This is a genomic window from Desulfovibrionales bacterium (genome assembly GCA_028715605.1).
GTDB lineage: Bacteria > Desulfobacterota > QYQD01 > QYQD01 > QYQD01 > QYQD01.
Window position 1 is genome coordinate 1 of the sequence record JAQURM010000021.1, and the last position, 19774, is coordinate 19774.

At 48.8% G+C, this 19774-nt stretch carries 22 protein-coding genes and 1 tRNA gene; 6 read left to right on the forward strand and 17 right to left on the reverse strand.

The window, feature by feature from the left end; translation table 11 throughout:
* The first annotated feature begins 12 nt into the window (after positions 1–12).
* Genes PHT49_11970 through PHT49_11985 form a run of 4 tightly spaced genes read left to right on the forward strand, consistent with a single transcriptional unit; the run spans position 13 to position 3381 of the window.
* A complete protein-coding gene (locus tag PHT49_11970) occupies positions 13–159 on the forward strand; it encodes an ABC transporter permease (GenBank protein ID MDD5452601.1) in 147 nt (48 codons plus the stop codon).
* Positions 160–172: 13 nt separating this feature from the next.
* Positions 173–919 carry an ABC transporter ATP-binding protein gene (locus tag PHT49_11975; GenBank protein MDD5452602.1) on the forward strand — a complete coding sequence of 249 codons (747 nt, stop codon included), beginning with the start codon at positions 173–175 and terminating at the stop codon, positions 917–919.
* A 15-nt stretch (positions 920–934) separates the two neighbouring features.
* Entirely contained in the window at positions 935–1891 is a 957-nt protein-coding gene (locus PHT49_11980; protein MDD5452603.1) for an MlaD family protein, read from the forward strand.
* Entirely contained in the window at positions 1891–3381 is a 1491-nt protein-coding gene (locus PHT49_11985; GenBank protein ID MDD5452604.1) for a hypothetical protein, read from the forward strand. Before PHT49_11980 ends, PHT49_11985 begins: the two co-directional genes overlap by 1 nt.
* Before the next feature lie 40 nt (positions 3382–3421).
* On the opposite strand, the gene PHT49_11990 is transcribed toward PHT49_11985, so the two are convergent.
* The 10 genes from PHT49_11990 to raiA all read right to left on the reverse strand — a co-directional run bounded on the left by PHT49_11990 (position 3422) and on the right by raiA (position 10372).
* Positions 3422–3508 (reverse strand) — tRNA-Leu (locus PHT49_11990).
* Positions 3509–3528: 20 nt separating this feature from the next.
* Positions 3529–3855, reverse strand: a complete 327-nt coding sequence (gene secG, locus PHT49_11995; GenBank protein MDD5452605.1) for a preprotein translocase subunit SecG — start codon at positions 3853–3855, stop codon at positions 3529–3531.
* An 8-nt stretch (positions 3856–3863) separates the two neighbouring features.
* Entirely contained in the window at positions 3864–4622 is a 759-nt protein-coding gene (gene tpiA, locus PHT49_12000) for a triose-phosphate isomerase (protein MDD5452606.1), read from the reverse strand.
* 3 nt (positions 4623–4625) lie between these two features.
* Entirely contained in the window at positions 4626–5825 is a 1200-nt protein-coding gene (locus PHT49_12005; protein ID MDD5452607.1) for a phosphoglycerate kinase, read from the reverse strand.
* Between the two features lie 147 nt (positions 5826–5972).
* The gene (gene gap, locus PHT49_12010) at positions 5973–6989 is read right to left on the reverse strand and encodes a type I glyceraldehyde-3-phosphate dehydrogenase (protein MDD5452608.1); all 1017 of its coding nucleotides are present in this window, start codon (positions 6987–6989) and stop codon (positions 5973–5975) included.
* A gap of 253 nt (positions 6990–7242) precedes the next feature.
* On the reverse strand, positions 7243–7752 hold the full coding sequence (gene rimI / locus PHT49_12015) for a ribosomal protein S18-alanine N-acetyltransferase (protein ID MDD5452609.1): 510 nt from the start codon (positions 7750–7752) through the stop codon (positions 7243–7245).
* A 110-nt stretch (positions 7753–7862) separates the two neighbouring features.
* Positions 7863–8261 carry a PTS sugar transporter subunit IIA gene (locus tag PHT49_12020; GenBank protein ID MDD5452610.1) on the reverse strand — a complete coding sequence of 133 codons (399 nt, stop codon included), beginning with the start codon at positions 8259–8261 and terminating at the stop codon, positions 7863–7865.
* Between the two features lie 16 nt (positions 8262–8277).
* Positions 8278–9153 carry an RNase adapter RapZ gene (gene rapZ, locus PHT49_12025; protein MDD5452611.1) on the reverse strand — a complete coding sequence of 292 codons (876 nt, stop codon included), beginning with the start codon at positions 9151–9153 and terminating at the stop codon, positions 8278–8280.
* A 13-nt stretch (positions 9154–9166) separates the two neighbouring features.
* Positions 9167–9628 (reverse strand): PTS sugar transporter subunit IIA, encoded by a 462-nt coding sequence (locus PHT49_12030; GenBank protein ID MDD5452612.1) that lies wholly within the window; start codon positions 9626–9628, stop codon positions 9167–9169.
* Between the two features lie 195 nt (positions 9629–9823).
* A complete protein-coding gene (raiA, locus tag PHT49_12035; protein ID MDD5452613.1) occupies positions 9824–10372 on the reverse strand; it encodes a ribosome-associated translation inhibitor RaiA in 549 nt (182 codons plus the stop codon).
* 15 nt (positions 10373–10387) lie between these two features.
* On the opposite strand from raiA, the gene PHT49_12040 reads away from it, so the two are divergent.
* Entirely contained in the window at positions 10388–10639 is a 252-nt protein-coding gene (locus PHT49_12040; GenBank protein ID MDD5452614.1) for a hypothetical protein, read from the forward strand.
* A 51-nt stretch (positions 10640–10690) separates the two neighbouring features.
* On the opposite strand, the gene rpoN is transcribed toward PHT49_12040, so the two are convergent.
* The 7 genes from rpoN to PHT49_12075 all read right to left on the reverse strand — a co-directional run bounded on the left by rpoN (position 10691) and on the right by PHT49_12075 (position 17570).
* Complete coding sequence (gene rpoN / locus PHT49_12045) at positions 10691–12148, reverse strand: RNA polymerase factor sigma-54 (protein ID MDD5452615.1); 1458 nt, start codon at positions 12146–12148, stop codon at positions 10691–10693.
* Between the two features lie 194 nt (positions 12149–12342).
* Complete coding sequence (gene lptB / locus PHT49_12050) at positions 12343–13065, reverse strand: LPS export ABC transporter ATP-binding protein (protein ID MDD5452616.1); 723 nt, start codon at positions 13063–13065, stop codon at positions 12343–12345.
* 15 nt (positions 13066–13080) lie between these two features.
* Complete coding sequence (gene lptA / locus PHT49_12055) at positions 13081–13608, reverse strand: lipopolysaccharide transport periplasmic protein LptA (GenBank protein MDD5452617.1); 528 nt, start codon at positions 13606–13608, stop codon at positions 13081–13083.
* A gap of 114 nt (positions 13609–13722) precedes the next feature.
* The gene (lptC, locus tag PHT49_12060) at positions 13723–14271 is read right to left on the reverse strand and encodes an LPS export ABC transporter periplasmic protein LptC (GenBank protein ID MDD5452618.1); all 549 of its coding nucleotides are present in this window, start codon (positions 14269–14271) and stop codon (positions 13723–13725) included.
* Positions 14272–14525: 254 nt separating this feature from the next.
* Positions 14526–15062, reverse strand: coding sequence for an HAD-IIIA family hydrolase (locus tag PHT49_12065; protein MDD5452619.1), 537 nt, complete (start codon positions 15060–15062; stop codon positions 14526–14528).
* A gap of 1 nt (position 15063) precedes the next feature.
* Entirely contained in the window at positions 15064–15900 is an 837-nt protein-coding gene (gene kdsA, locus PHT49_12070; protein ID MDD5452620.1) for a 3-deoxy-8-phosphooctulonate synthase, read from the reverse strand.
* Complete coding sequence (locus PHT49_12075) at positions 15897–17570, reverse strand: CTP synthase (GenBank protein MDD5452621.1); 1674 nt, start codon at positions 17568–17570, stop codon at positions 15897–15899. Before PHT49_12075 ends, kdsA begins: the two co-directional genes overlap by 4 nt.
* 238 nt (positions 17571–17808) lie before the next feature.
* On the opposite strand from PHT49_12075, the gene lon reads away from it, so the two are divergent.
* Positions 17809–19774 (forward strand): endopeptidase La (gene lon, locus PHT49_12080; GenBank protein ID MDD5452622.1); only part of this gene is annotated, 1966 nt, incomplete at its 3' end.

Here is a 19774-nt window from a genome sequence, read left to right on the forward strand (position 1 = left end):
GTATGTTTCGGGCTGCTTCTTACGTTAATCGGTTGTTACAAGGGTTACCATACCAGAGGCGGCGCGGAAGGGGTGGGGCGGGCTACTACTGAGTCCGTAGTCGTGTCCTCTGTCAGCATACTGGTTGGAGACTACATACTGACCTCACTGCTTTTCTAAGAAGGCGTCCACGATGATTAAGCTGGTGGATTTACATAAGTCATTCAATAAGCTTAAGGTGCTCGACGGGATTAACCTGGAGATAAACAAGGGAGAGACAACCGTCATCATCGGACGGAGCGGCGGGGGTAAGAGCGTCCTCTTAAAGCATATTATCGGCCTTGTCCGGCCGGATGCCGGGCATATCTTCATCGATGATGTCGATATTACGCAGTTGAAGGAAAAAGATATCTATAAAATTCGGCGCCGCTTTGGCATGTTGTTCCAGGATGCAGCTCTTTTTGATTCTATGACCGTTGGTCAAAATATAGCTTTCCCCCTGGCTGAGCATACCGATCTGAGCAAAAAAGAAATAGCCCGGATAGTTGCCGGCAAGCTGGCCGGTGTAGGTCTCTCCGGGATTGAAGACAAATATCCTTCAGAGCTTTCCGGGGGTATGAAAAAGCGGGTGGGGCTGGCCCGGGCTATTGCCATGGATCCGGAGATAATTTTGTTTGATGAACCGACCACCGGTCTGGATCCCATAATGACTGCGGCTATAGACGAGCTTATTCTGGGCATACAGAAAAGGCTTAACCTCACCTGTGTAGTTATCAGCCATGATATTCAGAGTACGTTTAAGATAGCAAGCAAGATAGCCATGCTCTACAAGGGGAAGATTATAGAGACCGGGGACCCGGAGAGTTTCCGTAATTCTGAGAACCCCATCGTCCAGGGATTCCTGCAGGGGATTCCCGAGGACAAAATTATTGGCTCCTGACAAGGAGGACTGTTTATGGATAAAAAAGGTTTTGGTCCGGAGATTAAGGTCGGCATCTTTGTGCTGATAGGTCTGGTAATTTTGGCTTACATGAGCATACGTCTCGGCAAGGTTGATCTGGGCAGAGAGAAGGGCTACCATGTATCCGCGGTCTTTGATTCCGTCTCCGGGTTAGTAAAGGACAGTCCGGTGGAAATGGCCGGGATAGAGATCGGGCGGGTTAAAGACGTTACCCTGAAAGATGGTCAGGCCAGGGTGGATATGGTGATTTCGCCCCATGTAAAGATCAGAAAAGATGCCAAGGCCATGGTACGCACCAAGGGAGTCCTGGGCGACAAATTCATTGAAATAATGCAAGGGAGAGAAGAGGCTTATATCCCTCCTGAAGGCGCCATTGCCAAAACCATTTCTGCTGCAGACCTTGACCAGCTTTTGGTCAAGGTGGAACCGGCCCTGGATGATATCCAGTCCGTGGCTGCCGGCCTTAATAAATTTGTGGGTGATAAAGAAAACCAGACAAATTTTAAGGGCCTTATGGCTGATCTGCGCGATGCCTCGGCCTCTTTTAAAAACATATCCGGTGACGTAGAGGCCGGCAAGGGTACGCTGGGCAAGCTGGTCAAAGATGAGACCTTGTATAACAAGGCGGAAAAAACAGTCAGTACTTTAGAAGAGACGATGGGGACATTAAGCGAGGTGGCCCAGAAGGTAGAAAGAGGCGAGGGCACACTGGGTAAATTAGTCAACGATGAAACTCTCTATAACAAGGCCAAAGATACCGTGGATACACTGCATAATGTGGCCCAGAAGGTGGATAAAGGCGAAGGCACTCTCGGCAAACTGGTCAATGATCCCAGCCTTTATGATGAGACCAAGAAGGCCGTTAAAAGCGTAACCAAGGCCACTACCGGCATACAGGAGCAGGTGCCTGTAACCGTCCTCGGGACCGTGGTGGGAACGGTGTTGCGTTAGTGGAGTGGGGCAAGGGATTTTTCTTAGCTATAGGGATCATATTCAGCCTGCTTGGCACGGGCTGTGCCGCTTTCAACGGGCAAGACCGGCGTGACAATTTTTCTCCCCTTGTTTTTCACCAGGCAGACCGGAAAGAGACGAAACAAGAATTAGATGCGGTTGGCCCTTTCTATAGCTCCTATTCCAATTCCAAAGAAGAAGGGTGGGCCGTAAGACCCCTTCTCTCTTATCATCACGATCGCGAAAAAGAGACTAAAGAATGGCAGTTTCTCTATCCTCTTGGCAAGTACAGGCTTACCCCGGAGGAAAAGTACACCCAGTTCATACCGATTATTTCCGGCCATAAGAACCTCAAGGAAACGCCGGAAGACGGACAAAAAAAAGACTTTGGCTTCTTTCCGGTCTTCTGGGGCAAGACCAAAACGGGGGAACCGTACGGCGGGCTTTTCCCTATCTACGGCCAGTTCAAAGAGCGGTTTGGAAGGGATGAAATAACCTTTTTTCTCTGGCCTCTCTACTCAACAGCCAGATGGGAGGGTAACAAAAAGAAGACCATCCTCTGGCCGATACTTTCCTGGACCAAAGGTGACGAAGAAGAGGCCTTCCGCTTGTGGCCGCTTTACGGTTATGAGAAAAAAAGGGGTGAATATGACCGCTCCTTTTTCCTCTGGCCTTTTTTCTTTAATTATAGGGAGGATCTGGATACCGATGCGCCAAAGACGAAGTGGATGCTGTTCCCGCTTTATATCTCAGAAACATCGCCTATAGAGAATAAGAAAGTAGTCCTCTGGCCTTTTTTCAATTACTACCATGACCGACGTAATGACTACACGCAATGGGATATGCCCTGGCCATTTATCCAGTACGCAAAAAGCGAAGATTATAACGTCAAAAAGTTCTGGCCCATTTTCTCGGAGAAACAAAAGCCGGACAGCTACGAGTTTTCTCTCCTCTGGCCGGTTTATGAGTACTCTAAGGAGAATATGGAGGAGGACAAGGCAGAAAAGACTACCTACCGTTTTTTAATTATTAACAAGTCAGAAACTACGGTCTGGCCGGAGAAAAAAGAAGAAGAAAGCGTTGCCCGGGTCTGGCCGTTATTTTATCTTAAAACCCGGAGGGATGGTTCGGCCTTTCTCCATTTTCCGGCCATTATTCCGCTTGAAGACGAGGGATTTGAACGTAATTACGGGCCGATTCTCAGGCTTTATGAGTATGAAAAGGATAAAGAAGGGGGAGAGAAGTCCAAACTCCTCTGGGGGCTTTATCGCCACGAAACAAGGGGCGACTGGTATCTGGTCGAATTGTCCTGTCTGGCTTCCTGGGAATGCGGCCCGGATATGACCAGGGTTACACTGGCCGAGGGCCTGTTTGAGTATCTACACAAGAAAGCGCATAAGGCCATTAAGCTTTTCTATGTGCCGGATGTGATAACCTGGGGTGAGAAAGAGGTAACATTACCGAATCAAGATGATGCGGCTGTAAAATAAAATCCCTGAGACTTAAAAATCTCAGGGATTTTATGGTCTTTGGTGCCGAAGGCGGGACTCGAACCCGCACAGGCATGGCCTACCACCCCCTCAAGATGGCGTGTCTACCAAGTTCCACCACTTCGGCAAGGCTCATATATAACGTTATTATTTAGTCTGGGGCTGTACTGGCACAGGCGGCTGCGTCTGTAATGGCGCCGGAGGTGCAGGCTCCGATTGTATGCCCTTTACAACTGAGGCGGCCTCGCGATGACTGATTAGATAGGCCAACCCCAGAGAAGTCACCATGAAAATAACTGCCGCTATGGCTGTAAGCTTGCTAAGAAACGTGCCTGGACCGGCGCTCCCAAAAAGCGTCTGGCTTGACCCGCCGAAAACCGCCCCGATATCGGCGCCCTTGCCCGTCTGCAAGAGCACGATGGCAATCAGAAACACACAAACCAGGATATGCAACACAACAACCAGCGTATACATTTTAGACCCTAACGCTCAAATTTAATGATGCGTAAAAAAGAATCGGCCTCAAGTGAAGCTCCCCCAACCAACACACCGTCAATATCAGGTTGGGCCATGAGACCGTCCACATTCCCTGCTTTAACGCTCCCACCATACAATATTCTCAAATCTGACGCAATATTTTTCTCAAACAGCCCTTCCAGCAGTGTGCGAATGAAGGAATGCGCCTCCTGGGCCTGCTCATTGGTCGCGGTTTTTCCCGTGCCGATAGCCCACACGGGTTCATAGGCAATGACCACCTTGTCCATATCCGCGCCTTGTATCAGTTTAAGACCTTCCTTAACCTGCCTTCTGAGAACGGTTAGGGTTTTTCCCGTTTCTCTCTCTTCCAAGATTTCTCCGATACAGAAAATAGGCTGAAGACCGGCATCCAGGGCAGCCCTTATTTTCCGGGCAATCGTCTCATCCCGCTCCCCAAAAATATGACGGCGCTCGGAATGCCCGATGATAACATACCGACAGCCGACATCCTTCAACATTGCAGGGGAGACTTCTCCCGTGTAGGCCCCCTCATTCTCCCAGCAGGTATTCTGGCCGGAAAGGGAGATTCCACTGCCATCGAGCGCCCTGGCTACAGCCGCAAGGGCGGTAAACGGTGGGGCCACGACTACTTCCCGATCCGAAATCCCGGACGCCCCGGATCTTAGCGTATTGCCCAGGGCTACGGCCTCCGGGATGGTTTTATACATCTTCCAGTTACCGGCCACTATGGGTTTACGGGGCATCTGTCAGTCCTCCATATTACGGTTGAAACGCTCCAATGCGACAATTCCCGGCAGTTTTTTCCCTTCCAGGAGTTCCAGGAAGGCCCCGCCGCCGGTGGATATATAAGAAATATTATTTGTCTCGCCGGCCCTGTGCACTGCTACGTCCGTATCCCCGCCGCCGACAATGGTCAGGGCATAGGAGTTGGCGATAGCCCGCACCATGGACATGGTGCCGCGGCTAAAGGCATCCATCTCAAAGGCCCCCATAGGTCCGTTCCAGATAATGGTTTTGGCATTTTGCAAGGCCTCAGAAAAGAGAGTCCCGGTTGCCGGTCCGATGTCCATTACATACCAGTCAGGGGGGATCTCCTGAACGGTAGTAATTTTCGTCTCTGCCTTGGGGTCAGGGCGGTTGGCCACTACGCAGTCAACCGGGAGATAAAGCTTGACCCCTTTTTCTTTGGCCAGCATGAGCAAATGCTTGGCGGTATCCAGGAGGGCATCTTCTACTTTTGATTTCCCGACGTTCCAGTTAACGCTTTTAAGAAATGTATTGGCCATGGCCCCGCCGATGATCATCTTATCAACTTTATAGAGTAAATTTTCCAGGGCGGTTAGTTTACCTGACACCTTTGCCCCGCCAATAACCGCTACCAGGGGCCTGGCCGGATCTTCCATGGAACGATGGAAATAATCCATCTCCGTTTTCATGAGAAAACCGGCCACGCATTCCTTAAAATAATCCGTAACACCGACTACCGAGGCATGGGCCCGATGGGTCACGGCAAAGGCATCGTTTACATAGATGTCTGCCAGTTCAGCCAATTGTTTTGCGAATTCAGGATCGTTTTTTTCTTCACCCGGGTGAAATCGTAAGTTTTCGAGAAGTATTATGTCTCCGGGCTGCATTTTGGCAATAAGCGCCTTCACCTCTTCACCTATACAGTCCGGCGCCATGGTTACATCCTTGCGCAATAATCTGGAAAGTCGCTTGCCAACCGGCGTAAGTCGATGCTTTTCCACCACCTGTCCCTTGGGCCGATCCATATGTGAGGTAAGGATGACCTTGGCATGTTCATCCAGGGCGTGATTGATAGTTGGCAAGACACTTCGAATGCGAACGTCATCGGTTATATTGCCATGCTCGTCTAAGGGGACATTGAAATCCACGCGGATTAAAAGGCGTTTTCCCCTGATATCGACCTCATTTATGTATTTCACACAAAACCCCCTTCTTAGTTTTATATAAGCAGTCAGCTTTCAGCTATCAGCATTCAGCTTAACATACTGTTTATCCTAGTTTTTAACTGAGAGCTGATCGCTGAGGGCTGAAAGCTTGATCCGGAAACGACAGTTTCCGGATGGAAACTAGTTAAGATACTTGCCCATGTAAAGCGCCAGATCAACTATGCGATAGGAAAAGCCGCTTTCATTATCATACCAGGCGATAACCTTGGCCATCCGCCCACCAATAACATTGGTTAAGGGGGCATCCACGATGGCGGAGTAAGGACTACTGGCATAGTCAATAGAAACTAGGGGTTCCGTGTTATATGCTAAAATCCCCTTCAGCTTACCCTGTGCCACTTCTTTAAAGGCATTGTTAATATCTTCCTTTTTAACCTCTCTGGACATCTCGGCGACCAGATCAACCAATGAGACGTCAGGAGTGGGGACCCGTACGGACAGGCCATCCAGCTTTCCTTCCAGTTCTGGAATGACTTTGGCTACGGCTGCGGCCGCGCCTGTGGTAGTCGGCACTATAGACATTCCGGCAGCACGGGCCCGGCGTAGATCTTTATGGGAGCCATCGAGAATGCGCTGATCCATGGTATAAGAATGAACCGTAGTCATTAGACCATGTTCAATGCCAAAGGCATCGTGGAGTACCTTGGCCACCGGCGCCAGGCAGTTGGTAGTACAGGAGGCATTAGAGATAATGTGGTGTTTGTCCGGCTGATATTTATCTTCATTTACACCCATGACTATTGTTGCATCTACATTTTTGCCCGGCGCGCCAATTATGACCTTCCGCGCTCCGGCCTGTAAGTGTTTCAGGTTCGATTCCTTATCTCTAAATTTACCCGTAGATTCAAGGACGATATCCACTCCAAGGTCACGCCATGGCAGGCGGGACAGGTCATCGGTAATCCCGGTAATAGCGACTTCTTTGCCATTGACGGTCAGGGCATGGGCCTTTGCCTCCACAACGCCGCTAAACGGGCCATGTACCGAGTCGTATCTTAGCAGATGAGCCAGGACTGAAGAATCAGCCCGGCTGTTTATGGCTACTACCTCTATGTCTTTCTCCTGCCGTTGGGCAATAATACGTAATAAGAATCGACCTATTCTACCAAATCCGTTAATGGCTACTTTAATAGGCATATTTTCCCCCTTCGATGTTTAGAGTATTGTCAAAGATTAACCACAGAGCACATAAAAAAGTATGTGACACTTTAGCTGCTTGAAAAAAAACTAGTCATCCAGAAAACGGTGCCTCAAGAATCCCCCTTAGTCCCCCTTTTTCAAAGGGGGAAATGTTTCTCCTCCCTTTGAAAAAGGGAGGTTGGAGGGATTTTAGAATACTTTTCAAACAGCTAAACTAATATAAAAATATTAAAAAATCTGACTAGTTAAGTCAACTTATATCTTTCGTATCCGGCACCTTTTTAAGAAAGTCATACTCCATGATAACTGCATCTTCATGGCTATCTGAATAATATCCCGGCCTTTGGCCTACCGGAATGAATCCTGCATCTTTATAAAGAGTTATGGCTGCAACATTGGATGGTCTGACCTCCAGGGTGGCGAACTTTGTACCCGCCGTTTTTCCCATCTTAAGCGCAAAGGAAAGTAGTTCTCGGCCGATTCCTTGCCGGCGTTGGGCCGGATGAACGGCCAGGTTAAGCAAATGGAGTTCATCCAGGACTATCCAAAAACAGATATATCCCAGGACAGGGGAGGGATGAATATTTCTGACTTTTGCCACGTAAGGATAAGAAAAAGGACAGACTAATTCGTCACGGAAGGCTTGTTTGGTCCAAGGAGCAGGGAAGCAGGCTTTTTCAATGAGCATAATCTCAGGTAGATCATCTTCAGTCATCCGGATGATCTTACAGCAAGTCTTGTGAGAGGTGACCTCGGACATTTTCACCGCTGAGCACGCAGAGTCCGCAGAGAAAAACTGTAAAACATTTAATGTGTTATCTCAGCATCCTCGGCGACCTCTGTGGTAAAATTTTACTTTCTACGAGACCGTTATTTCTTGAGTACTTCGCTGGCTTGAGAGATGCCTTTGCGGCCGTAAGATTTAGCCTGTTCAGCTACCTCAGCCAGGGTTAATTTTTCACGAGAATGGGTCAACCTCATCAGCATAGGCAGATTAACACCGGTGACGACGTCAATCTTCCCTTCTTCCAGAAAGGAAAGGCTGATATTGGACGGGGTTCCTCCAAACATGTCCGTCAAAATGAGAACGCCGTTAGTACTATCCACTCTTTTAATAGCTTTTTGGATTTCCTTACGCAACATCTCTACATCTTGTGTCGGATCTATGGACACGGCTGTAACCTGTTCCATCCGTCCCACGATGAATTCAGATACCTTAACTAATTCTTCTGCCAGCTTGCCATGTGTAGCCAAAACTATACCGACCATCGTCACCCCCGTAAAATCAGCCCAGTAGAATATCCCGATGATGGACTACAACCTCGTAGCCCTTCTCCGTAAGAATATTCTTTAATTCCTCTGTGACCGTCACCGAGCGGTGTCTGCCGCCTGTACAACCGGTGGCTATAGTAAGGTACATTTTACCTTCTCTTTTAAAAAAGGGGATAAGAAAGAACAATAACTCGGAGACCTTGCTTAAAAAAGTCTGTGTGGTCTGGTCTTTTAGGACGTAGTCCTTGGCTTGCGGGCTTGTCCCGTCAAGCTCCTTTAAATTCGGCACAAAGAAAGGGTTAGGCAAAAAACGCACATCAAAGACCATGTCTGCCTCGCCGGGGACGCCATATTTAAAGCCGAAGGAAAGGAGATTAACGAGCAGACGATTGAGATCAACGCGGGAGCCATACAGACTGCCAATAGCCCCACGAAGTTGATGGAGATTATAGAAACTCGTATCTAAGACCCGGTCTGCCTCTTCTTTTAGAAGGGCTAATTGCCTCCGTTCCAGGGCGATGGCATCCATAACTGTCGTTACCGGAGAAGGGATCAAAGGATGGTGTCGCCTGGTCTGGCTGAATCTTCTTAACAGTACATCGTCTGAAGACTCGAGGAAAAGTATCTCTAATTTAAAGCCCTCTTTTTTAAGGTCAGCAAAGATAGCGGCATACTCTTTCAGAAAATCCTGTTCGCGCATATCCATTACCAGCGCCGCCCGGACAGTTTGGCCGGGGGCGGGTTTCTGGATGTGCAAGAACTGGGGAAGAAGGACAACCGGGAGGTTATCAACACAATAATAACCAAGATCCTCAAAGGCGCGAAGCGCGGTGCTTTTGCCGGATCCGGAAAGTCCTGTAATGATAACAACCTGGACCGGATTTAACATACACACCAACTCATTAAATTTCTTCGCCCTCGCTCTTAATGATCTCGGCCATTTCTTCTGCCGATTTTGCACCCAGCAATTTTTCCTTAGAGACGGGATTCTTTAAAAAACGCGAAAGCTTGGCCAGAATCCGCAGATACAGGCCGGCCGATTCCTCCGGGGCTAGAAGTAGAAAAAGGAGCCGCACGGGTTTTCCATCGACAGAATCAAAAGGCACACCGGAAAGACTGCGCCCCAGGGATATGATAACCCGGTCCAGGCCCTTTAACTTGCCGTGGGGTATGGCTACTCCATCTCCTATTCCGGTGCTACCCAACTTTTCCCTTTCCAGCAAAATGGAGACCACGGTCTCTTTATCCAGTATCTTATTTTTACGTACAAGCACTTCCGCCAGTTCTACCAGGGCATCTTGCTTGGAATTAGCTCTAAGGTTGGTTATTATATGATCCGAAGATATTAACTCGCTGATTTGCATATTGGTGTCTCTCTTGATTCAGTTTTCATCCGGAAACCAAAAAATTCCGGATGAGCTGTCAGCTATCAGCATGAAGCCGGTTCACCGTTCACTGTTGACCGTTTACCGAAAGAAAATGTCGGACAACGGTTGACGGATAACGGATAACAAACATGCCGACTGCTTCGTCCGGAGGCATTGATTTCCGGACGAAAACTATTTTGGCTCCGGCTCAATAAGCCCATAGTCACCATCTTTGCGTTTATAAATGACATTAATGGTTTCTGATTCGGCGTTAGTAAAGACCAGAAACTCGTTATCTAAGACGTCGAGCTGCATTACTGCTTCATCCAGGTACATGGGCTTGGCCAGGTATCTCTCGCTTTTTATTATTCTGGGGGCGTTTTTTCCTTCGGAGCGGTCGTAACTCAAGATATTTATGCCCACGGTCCGGGGGGGCCTGGTATTGGATACAGACTTTTTATCTTTTACCTTTTCCCGGTGCCTTTTGACCTGCTTTTCTATTTTATCCATGACCAGATCAATGGCCGAGTACATATCGTTGGTTTCTTCCTGGCCTACTATTTTTGTTCCATTGGCCAGGATATTTACCTCGGCTATATGTCTAAACTTCTCGATAGAAAGAGTTACATTGGCCTCGGCAAATCCCTCTAAAAACTTTTTAACTTTTTTCACCCGTTCAATAGCGTAATTGCGTAAAACCTCTGATGGTTCCATGTGCCTGAAAGTCACCGAAATTTGCATAGATTAATCCTCCGTGTGGCTGAATTCAAATTTGACGGCTTCGTAAAAAGTCCATTTGCTGCGTTGCGCGGCATCCTTCGTCACTGCGGCGTAGTTACAACTACGCCTCATTCCTCAGGATTTGCGCGCCTTGCAACTGGAACTTTTTACTGTGCCGTCCAAGATTTTGACTTTTTACAGATTAACCAATTTTGCGCTCATCCGGAAACAACTATTTCCGGCTTCGCGCTTTCAGCTTTCAGCTATCAGCCATGCGGTTTTTGCTGACTGCTGAAAGCTGAGCGTCGAAGATTCGCCGGTATTGTGGCGAGCTGACTGCTATTGTGCGAATTTTTTTCTCTGGTTGGATGGGAGGATTCCCATCACTTCCCTATACTTGGCTATTGTTCGCCGCGCAATATTAATATCATTTTTATTCAGCATATTGGCAATTTCCTTATCGCTATACGGATGACTTGAATTCTCGGATTGGACCAGACGTCGAATCTTATCTTTTACCGCTTCTGAAGCCATAACTTCTCCATGTGCACAACTGATCCCGGTATTGAAAAAGAATTTAAGCTCCAACAAGCCCTGAGGGGTATGAACATATTTATTCGTGGTCACCCTGCTTACGGTTGACTCGTGCATTTCCACATCCTCAGCCACGTCCTTTAGTATAAGCGGTTTTAAATAAGCTATGCCCTTTTCCAAAAATTCCCGCTGAAACTTGACGATACTCTCGGTTACCTTATAGATGGTGCGCTGTCTCTGATGAATGCTTCGGATCAGCCAGACCGCGGACCTCAATTTGCCCTGGATATAGTCCTTGACCGGGGCGGCACCATCCGATGATTGGTTCAAGATGCCCCGATAAAATGGACTTACCCGCAACCTCGGCAGTCCCTCGTCATTCAAGACGATAACAAACTCATCTCCCACCTTATAGACGTAGATGTCCGGGCTGATATAGTGTGTCTCTTCGCCATTGTAAGCCCGTCCCGGCTTTGGCTCCAGCCGGGTTATCACCTCCACGGCCTTGATAACATCGGCCAAAGAAGCTCCTGTCTCCTTGGCGATGGCCTGGTAGTTTTTGACCTCTAGTTGATGGATATGGTTAGATATGATGGTCTCGACTAACGTGTCCTCTAATCCCAGATGCCGGGTCTGTATCAACAGACATTCTTTAAGGTCACGGGCGGCAACTCCGACCGGGTCAAGCCCTTGAATCTTTTTAAGGACTTCTAAGACCAGCTCTTCAGGGACATGTGCAGTAGCCGCAATCTCTGAGAGGGAGGCATTAAGATAACCATCAGCATCCAGGTTGCCGATAATCAACTCACCGACAATTTTTTCTTCCTCTGTACAAGGTGACAGAATAAACTGCCACATGAGGTGCGAGGATAGGGAGGGTTTTCGACTTAACGTGGCCTCAAAAGAAGTTGATTCTTTCTCCTCAAATGAATAGGCGGAATAGCCGCCGCTACTGGTGTTATATTCATCAATATAATCTTCCCAGTTAAGTTCTTCCATGGCTCGCTGGCTATCCATCACTTCAGGTAGCACTCTGTCTTGAACACTTATCTCCTCATTTGAAGTTGCTTCGGAGGGTGCGAGGGAATCCTCGGCGTCCTCCTCTGGTCCTTCTTCCAGTACCGGATTAGCCTCCAATTCCTGGTAGATGCTATCCAACAGTTCCAGCCGGGACAATTGCAACATCTTGATGGCCTGCTGCAATTGCGGGGTCATCACCAATTGTTGGGTAAGCTTTAACTGTTGTTTGAGTTCTAAAACCACGTTAGATCCCCGACCTGGATAAGCCAAAATCGAAAAAGTCTGTCTGGAATTTCAAATGTCAAAATCCCAAGTTCAAACAAATCCAAATGACAATAGCAAATGTCATTAGTCAATAGTCATTTGTCACTGGTCAAACTATTTCATACTCCAAGTTAACCAATGACCAGTGATGAGTGACACTTTAAACTCATTTATCACAGCGTAAATTGTTCGCCCAGATAAATCTTGCGCGCCACCTCACTGGCAGCGATATGCTGCGAATCCCCGGCCTCCAGAATCCTTCCTTCGGTCAGGATATAGGCCCAGTCACAAACAGACAATGTTTCCCGTACATTGTGATCAGAGATGAGTATGCCCAGACCCTTTTCTTTAAGTTGCCGGACGATGGCCTGCAAATCCGAAACGGCCAAGGGATCTATGCCCGCGAATGGTTCGTCAAGTAAAATAAACGATGGCTGAATAGCCAGCGCGCGCAGTATCTCAAGCCGCCTCCGCTCTCCACCGGAAAGTGAGTAGGCTTTGTGCCTGGCCAGATGTTCGATTTTTAGCTCTTCCAACAGGCTTCTTAAGCGGGCCCTTCTTTCCTCCTGGGGCAGCTTCATCGTTTCCAGCACAGCTAATATGTTTTCCTCAACTGTAAGCTTACGAAAGACAGACGGTTCCTGTGCCAGGTAGGTGATGCCGCGACGGGCCCTCTGATACATGGGATACTGGGTCAAGTCTTCGCCATTCAAAACTACCTGCCCTTCATCCGGCTTGATCAGACCCGCAATCATGTAGAAAGTCGTTGTCTTCCCTGCTCCATTGGGTCCAAGCAGGCCGATTATTGAGCCGGATTCGACCCTGATACTGACGTGATCCACGACCCGGCGCTGGCGGTAAGATTTGACCAGGTTATTAGCGACAAGGGTGCCCATAAATCAACCTTTGCATCATTTTTCCGGGTAAACTATAGCCTCAACTCTATTTTCTTCCCGGCTTTCTACTATACTGCGGTCTTCGTCCAGGAAGACGGTAATCTTGCTGCCCTTAATCATGCTGTTACCTTCCCAGACCTTTGGGTCACCGGTCAGGATAACATTCTGTTCGGCCTCATAATAAACCGCTTCGTCGCCAGTGGCAATACGTTTGCCTTTTGTAATTTTGACATGTCCCTTGGCAAAAATCTTTTCCACTTGGTCTCCACCTTCTCCCTGGCCGCCCTCTTTTCCCTCGGCCTTGCGGTAAAAGACAGTCATCTGGTCGGCATAGATAGTCAATTCGGCCTTTTTAGCTATAACATCACCGGTAAATATAATTTTATTTTCTTTATTGTATGAATCCAGACGGGTGGCCTTAATATGTATAGGTACGGCCTTTCGATTCGGGGTCTCCGTGGCATACGAAGCCGTACTCAGGGATAATGCCAGGGTGCACACTAAAAACATTTTAAAAAGAAGAAAACAACCTTTTAAATCCATAGATTCCCTTCTTGTATACGTTTATAGCTTAGGAATTTCCTTTTTTGGACGCAGATTGTCAAGATTTCGAATATAGAAAATAATTTTCTGCGGGTATCGGCGAAAATCTGCGTCCTAATTTAATTTTCTTTGCGTAACCACCTGTACTTCCTTGAGTATAGACATCTTACCGGTATTCAGTTCATAAAGCAAACCCGTACCTTTCAGGTCAAGCTTTGAACCGAGGACGGTTACTTCTTCCGGTGTGCGGAGCACACGCTCTTTGCTATTATAGGTGATAGCATTGCTGTAAAAACGTCCTCCGTCCGAATCTATCGCTGAAACGTGGCCCCAAAGGTCGATGTCCTTAGATTGAGTATCGTAGGTGCCGTGTTCACCGGATACGGTTACCGTCTTGCCGCTCTTTAAGAAAAAATTTGTCCGCACGCTATCCAACAGAACCTCTTCTTCCCCTTTAAAGTACCGGGCAAACCTGGCATAGAGTACCCATTCATCCCTTCCATCCCGATTATTTGTATACTCAACGTCCTCCATTTTAAGATCGGCATCCCTTTGTTCCGAGTTAAGAAACCATTTAGGCATGTCTGGAGGGTAATACGCTCGCCGGGTCCGTGGCCACATTAAAAAAAATCCGATTGCCAGAATAAGTACAGTGGCCAACACAGCCCATGATAGCCTTTTAGCGGTCAACTTTATGCTTTTTTACCCCTCTATACCAAAAATTCCGGATGTGCTTTCAGCACTCAGCTATCGGCATGAAGCCGGTTCACCGTTCACTGTTGACCGTTTACCGGAAGAAAATGTCGGACAACGGTTAACGGATAACAAACATGCTGACTGCTGAAAGTCCAGAGCTAAAAGCGTAAATCCGGCCTTAGGCCGACCGTAGGCCGGAAACAGTAGTTTCCGGATGAACACTAAGTAAAAGCCGCCAGCGCTTTTTTCTTAAGCCCCTTAGCCTCTAAAATCAACTCGCATACCTCTCGTACCGCTCCCTGGCCCCCATCTTGTTGAGTTACGTAGTCAACGCATGCCATTACTCCTTTGTCGGCATTTTTCACTGCTACAGGCAATCCGGCGCGCTTCAATATCTGTATGTCGACCCAATCATCGCCGATATAAGCTACCTGGCTGTCCACCAATCCTTTATTATGGAGAAGCCATTCATAGGCGGCTAATTTGGGCTCCATACCCTGCAGTACAGTCTCAATCTTGAGTTCCCTGCACCGATGGAGCAGCGCCTCAGAGATTCGGCTGGTCAGAATGGCCACTTCTATTCCACACCGCTGTAGCAACTTTATGCCAAGACCATCGCGTACATGGAAGGATTTTATCTCTTCACCGCGGTCGTTATAGGTAATCCTCCCATCGGTCAAGACGCCATCCACATCCAGAAGCAAGATCTTGACCTGTCTCGCCTTATCCGAAAGCCTCTTTGAAATCTCCGTTTTCATCTCAAATTTCAAATCTGAGATCTCGCATAGCGTTATATATCCGCATAAGCCCTGCCAGTAATTCATCCACCTTATCCAAGGGCCAGGAATTAGGGCCGTCGCACAGGGCCCGGTCAGGGTCCGCATGCACCTCCATAAATATGCCCTCCACCCCTACGGCCAGGGCCGCCCGGCACAAATGAGGAATAAACTCCCTTTGACCGCCGGAGCATGCGCCGCCTCCGCCAGGAAGCTGTACACTATGTGTGGCGTCAAAGATGACCGGCAGGCCACACTGATGCATGATAACCAGAGAGCGCATATCCACCACCAGGTTATTATAGCCGAATGAAGTCCCTCTCTCTGTAAGCAAGATGCGCGAGTTACCGGTGGATTTAGCTTTTTCTACTATCTGCCCGATGTCCCATGGGGCCAGAAACTGCCCTTTTTTAATATTTAGGGGTTTCATGGTAGCCGCCGCTTCCAGCACCAGGTCTGTCTGCCGGCAGAGAAAAGCGGGAATCTGGAGGACGTCTAATACTTCAGCAGCAGGGGCTACTTCCGCGCGGCTATGCACATCGGAAAGGATCAAAACCCCCGCCCTATTTTTGATCCTGGCCAGCATTTCCAGACCCTTTTCTAAACCAGGCCCTCTATAAGAATGCAGCGAGGTGCGGTTCGCCTTATCATAAGACGCCTTGAATATGTAAGAAAAACCATGGCGATGGGCGCTTTCTTGCAAGGTATCGGCTATATGCAGGGCAGACTCTTCTGACTCTAAAACACATGGCCCTCCAATTAACAGGGGGGGGTTGACGCCTCCTACCTTAATCGGTCCAATAGCCAGTTCCGGTATCATTTTCCAACAACTTTTCTTTGTCGTTCGGCCACCACCTGCCTCTGTTCTAATGCGGCCTTGATAAAGGCCCCGAACAGCGGGTGGGGGGACATGGGGCGTGACTTGAATTCCGGGTGAAACTGACAGGCCAGAAACCATGGATGGTCAGGAATCTCTATTATTTCAACCAGTTCTCCATCCGGTGAAAGGCCGGTTATCCTCATGCCGGTCTTTTCCAGGACTTCCCGGTACAGATTATTGAACTCATAACGGTGACGATGGCGCTCGGAAATTTCCCCGGTGTGGTAGGCGGCAAAGGCCAGAGAATCATTGGCCAGGCGGCAGGGGTAGGCCCCCAGACGCATGGTCCCCCCCTTCTGACTGCCTTCATCCCGGACCTGAACCTGCCGGGTGCGGAAGTCGTACCATTCCTTCATCAGATAGATGATCGGATAGGGGGTCTCGGTATCAAATTCTGTACTGTGCGCCCCGGAAAGGCCGGCGGCGTTGCGGGCAAATTCCACCACCGCAAGCTGCATCCCGAGGCATATACCAAAAAAAGGAATCTTATTCTCCCGGGCGTAACGGATGGCGGCGATCTTACCTTCTATGCCGCGTGCGCCAAATCCTCCCGGAACCAATATCCCATCTACCTCCGCCAGCGAATCTTTTAGGTCGTCTTCACCTACTTCATCCGAACGTATATAAACCAGCTCTACGCCGGCGCGATTGGCCACCCCGCCATGAACCAGGGCCTCATTTAAACTCTTGTATGACTCTTTGAGGCCGACATATTTACCCACAATAGCAATGCGCACCGTAAATTCCGGGTGTTTTAGTCTATGGACCAAGTCCTCCCAATCTTTTAACCGCGGGGCCCTGGTCCAGATATTCAACTTTTCTATTATCTTGTCGTCAAGACCTTCCTTGTGAAAGACACACGGCACCTCGTAGATGCTTTCTACATCTTTGGCGGTTATTACCGCATCTTCCTCTACATTACAGAAAAGGGCTATCTTGGCCTTGAGATCCCCGGTTAGAAACTGCTCGGTACGGCAGAGGAGGATGTCCGGTTGAATACCTATTTCACGCAGTTCCTTTACGCTATGCTGGGTGGGTTTGGTCTTGACTTCACCGGCGGCTTTGATATAAGGGACATAAGTAAGGTGTATATAAAGCACATTTTCCTTTCCCACATCCTGCTTAAATTGCCGGATGGCCTCCAGAAAGGGCAGGCCTTCTATATCACCTACGGTGCCTCCGATCTCGACGATGACCACGTCTACGTCATGGGCGACCGCCAATATACTTTGCTTAATTTCATCCGTAATATGGGGTATAACCTGTACGGTGCCTCCCAGGTACTCACCCCGGCGTTCCTTGGTGATTACTGAATAATAGATTCGTCCGGTGGTATAGTTGCTGTTATGATCGAGTCTGGCGCGGGTGTAGCGTTCGTAATGGCCCAGATCGAGGTCTGTCTCGGCTCCGTCATCTGTGACGAAAACCTCACCATGCTGGAAGGGATTCATGGTGCCGGGATCAACGTTGATATAGGGATCCAGCTTCTGGATGGTTATCCTGAGACCGCGGCTTTCAAGGAGCGCTCCGATGGAGGCAGCGGCCAGGCCCTTGCCGAGGGAAGATAGTACCCCGCCGGTAATAAAAATGAATTTTATCTTGGGGGACATACGGCTTTCAGTTGACGTCCTCTCAGACTTTTTCATAATGTGGTGAACATGCATAGCGAGCGAATACTATGCTTTTTACCTTACATACGGAGATTCCCCGCAGCTTGCTGCGGGGAGCTTCAATATAGCAAGGAGGCCCTGCAAATGTCAAGCCAGGAATGGGTTATGGACACCTTGCTTGACTTCAAGGGGTTTTTTGTTAAGATGCGGTCATTATAGATTTAATGCGGAGAAACTGATGGTGGATATTAACGAAAGTCTGATTGGATTCGGCGACACCAAAGACCAGGAAGAGATTAAGATACCGGATTCATTGCCGCTTATGCCCGTGCGGGATGTGGTTATTTTACCTTCGATGATGTTGCCGCTATTTGTGGGACGGGAGACCTCGATCAACGCCGTGAATAAGGCATTGGAGGAAAAGCGCCTCATTGTATTGGTAACGCAGAAAGACCAGATGGAAGATGATCCGGGGCCGGACGGATTATATAAAATGGGCATTGTAGCCATAATCCTGCGCTCCCTTAAGCTGCCGGACGGCCGTCAAAAGATACTTGTGCAGGCCCTTTCCCGGGCGAAGATATTAAAATATGTGCGGGAAAAGCCTTATTATATGGTCAAACTGGCGGTAATTGAAGAAAAAGGGCCGGCGGAAATCTCTGTTGAACTCGAAGCCCTTATGCGCAATGTGCGGGAACAAAGCGAAAAGTTTTTGTCTATAAAAGGGATATTTTCGTCGGATATTGGGGCTATCTTAAACAGCGTAGAAGAGCCCGACAAACTGGCTGACCTGGTTGCATCCAATCTTCGCCTGAAGACTGCGGCGGCGCAGATTATTTTGGAGACTATTGACCCGATAAAGAGACTGCAAAAGGTAAACGAGTATCTGAACAAAGAACTGGAGGTCTCCGTGGTGCAGGCCAGGATACAATCCGAGGCCAAAGAGGAAATGTCCAAGACGCACCGGGAGTACTTTCTGCGGGAACAGCTCCGGGCGATTAAAAAGGAGCTGGGAGACATTGACGAACGGGGCAAGGAGATAGAAGAATTCAAGGCCAAGATAAAAAAGGCCGGGATGCCCCAGGGGGTAGAGGAAGAGGCCCTTAAGCAACTAAATCGTTTCGAATTCATGCATCCGGATGCCGCGGAATCCTCTATAGTTCGCACTTATCTCGACTGGCTGGTCGAGCTGCCCTGGAGTAAGACAACAAAAGATAAGCTTAATATAAAAGCAGCCCAGAAGGTACTGGATGCAGACCATTATGGCCTGTATAAGGTCAAGGATCGGATACTGGAATACTTAAGTGTCCGAAAATTGAACAAAGAGAGCAAGGGGCCTATACTCTGTTTTGTCGGCCCGCCGGGCGTCGGGAAAACCTCCTTGGGACGTTCTATCGCCAAGGCTATGGGACGGAAGTTTGCGCGCATCTCCCTGGGTGGAGTGCGTGATGAGGCCGAGATACGCGGACATAGGAGGACGTATGTGGGGGCCCTCCCGGGCAGGATTATCCAGGGGATCAACACGGCGGGCACCAATAATCCAATCTTCATGATGGACGAGATAGATAAAATCGGCGCAGACTTCAGGGGGGACCCATCGGCGGCGCTGCTTGAGGTTCTTGATCCGGAACAGAACTATTCCTTTAGCGATCATTATCTGAACGTGCCTTTTGACCTTTCGAAGGTTATGTTTATCACTACGGCCAATGTAACGGATACTATCCCTCCGGCCCTGAAAGACCGGATGGAGGTGATAGAACTCCCCGGATATATGTCCGAAGAAAAACTGGTTATCGCCAGAAAATACCTTTTTCCCCGCCAGCTCAAAGAAAATGGAATCAGCAAGGATGTAATAAAGATTGCCGACAGCGCCATCCTTCACATGATCTCACAATATACAAAGGAAGCCGGTCTGCGAAACCTGGAGAGAGAAATCGGGTCTGTATGCCGAAAGACGGCCCGGCGTCTGGCCGAAGGCGAAAAAGGGCCGTTTCTCATAACGCGCGCCAATCTGCATAAATACCTGGGCGTCCCGAAATACCTGCCGGAAGCGGAGCAGGAGGCCAGCCAGATGGGACTGGCAACCGGCCTGGCCTGGACCCAGGAGGGCGGAGAAGTCCTCCATATCGAAGTCACCACCATGAAAGGAAAAGGGAATCTCAATCTCACCGGACAGCTTGGGGAGGTAATGAAAGAGTCGGCGC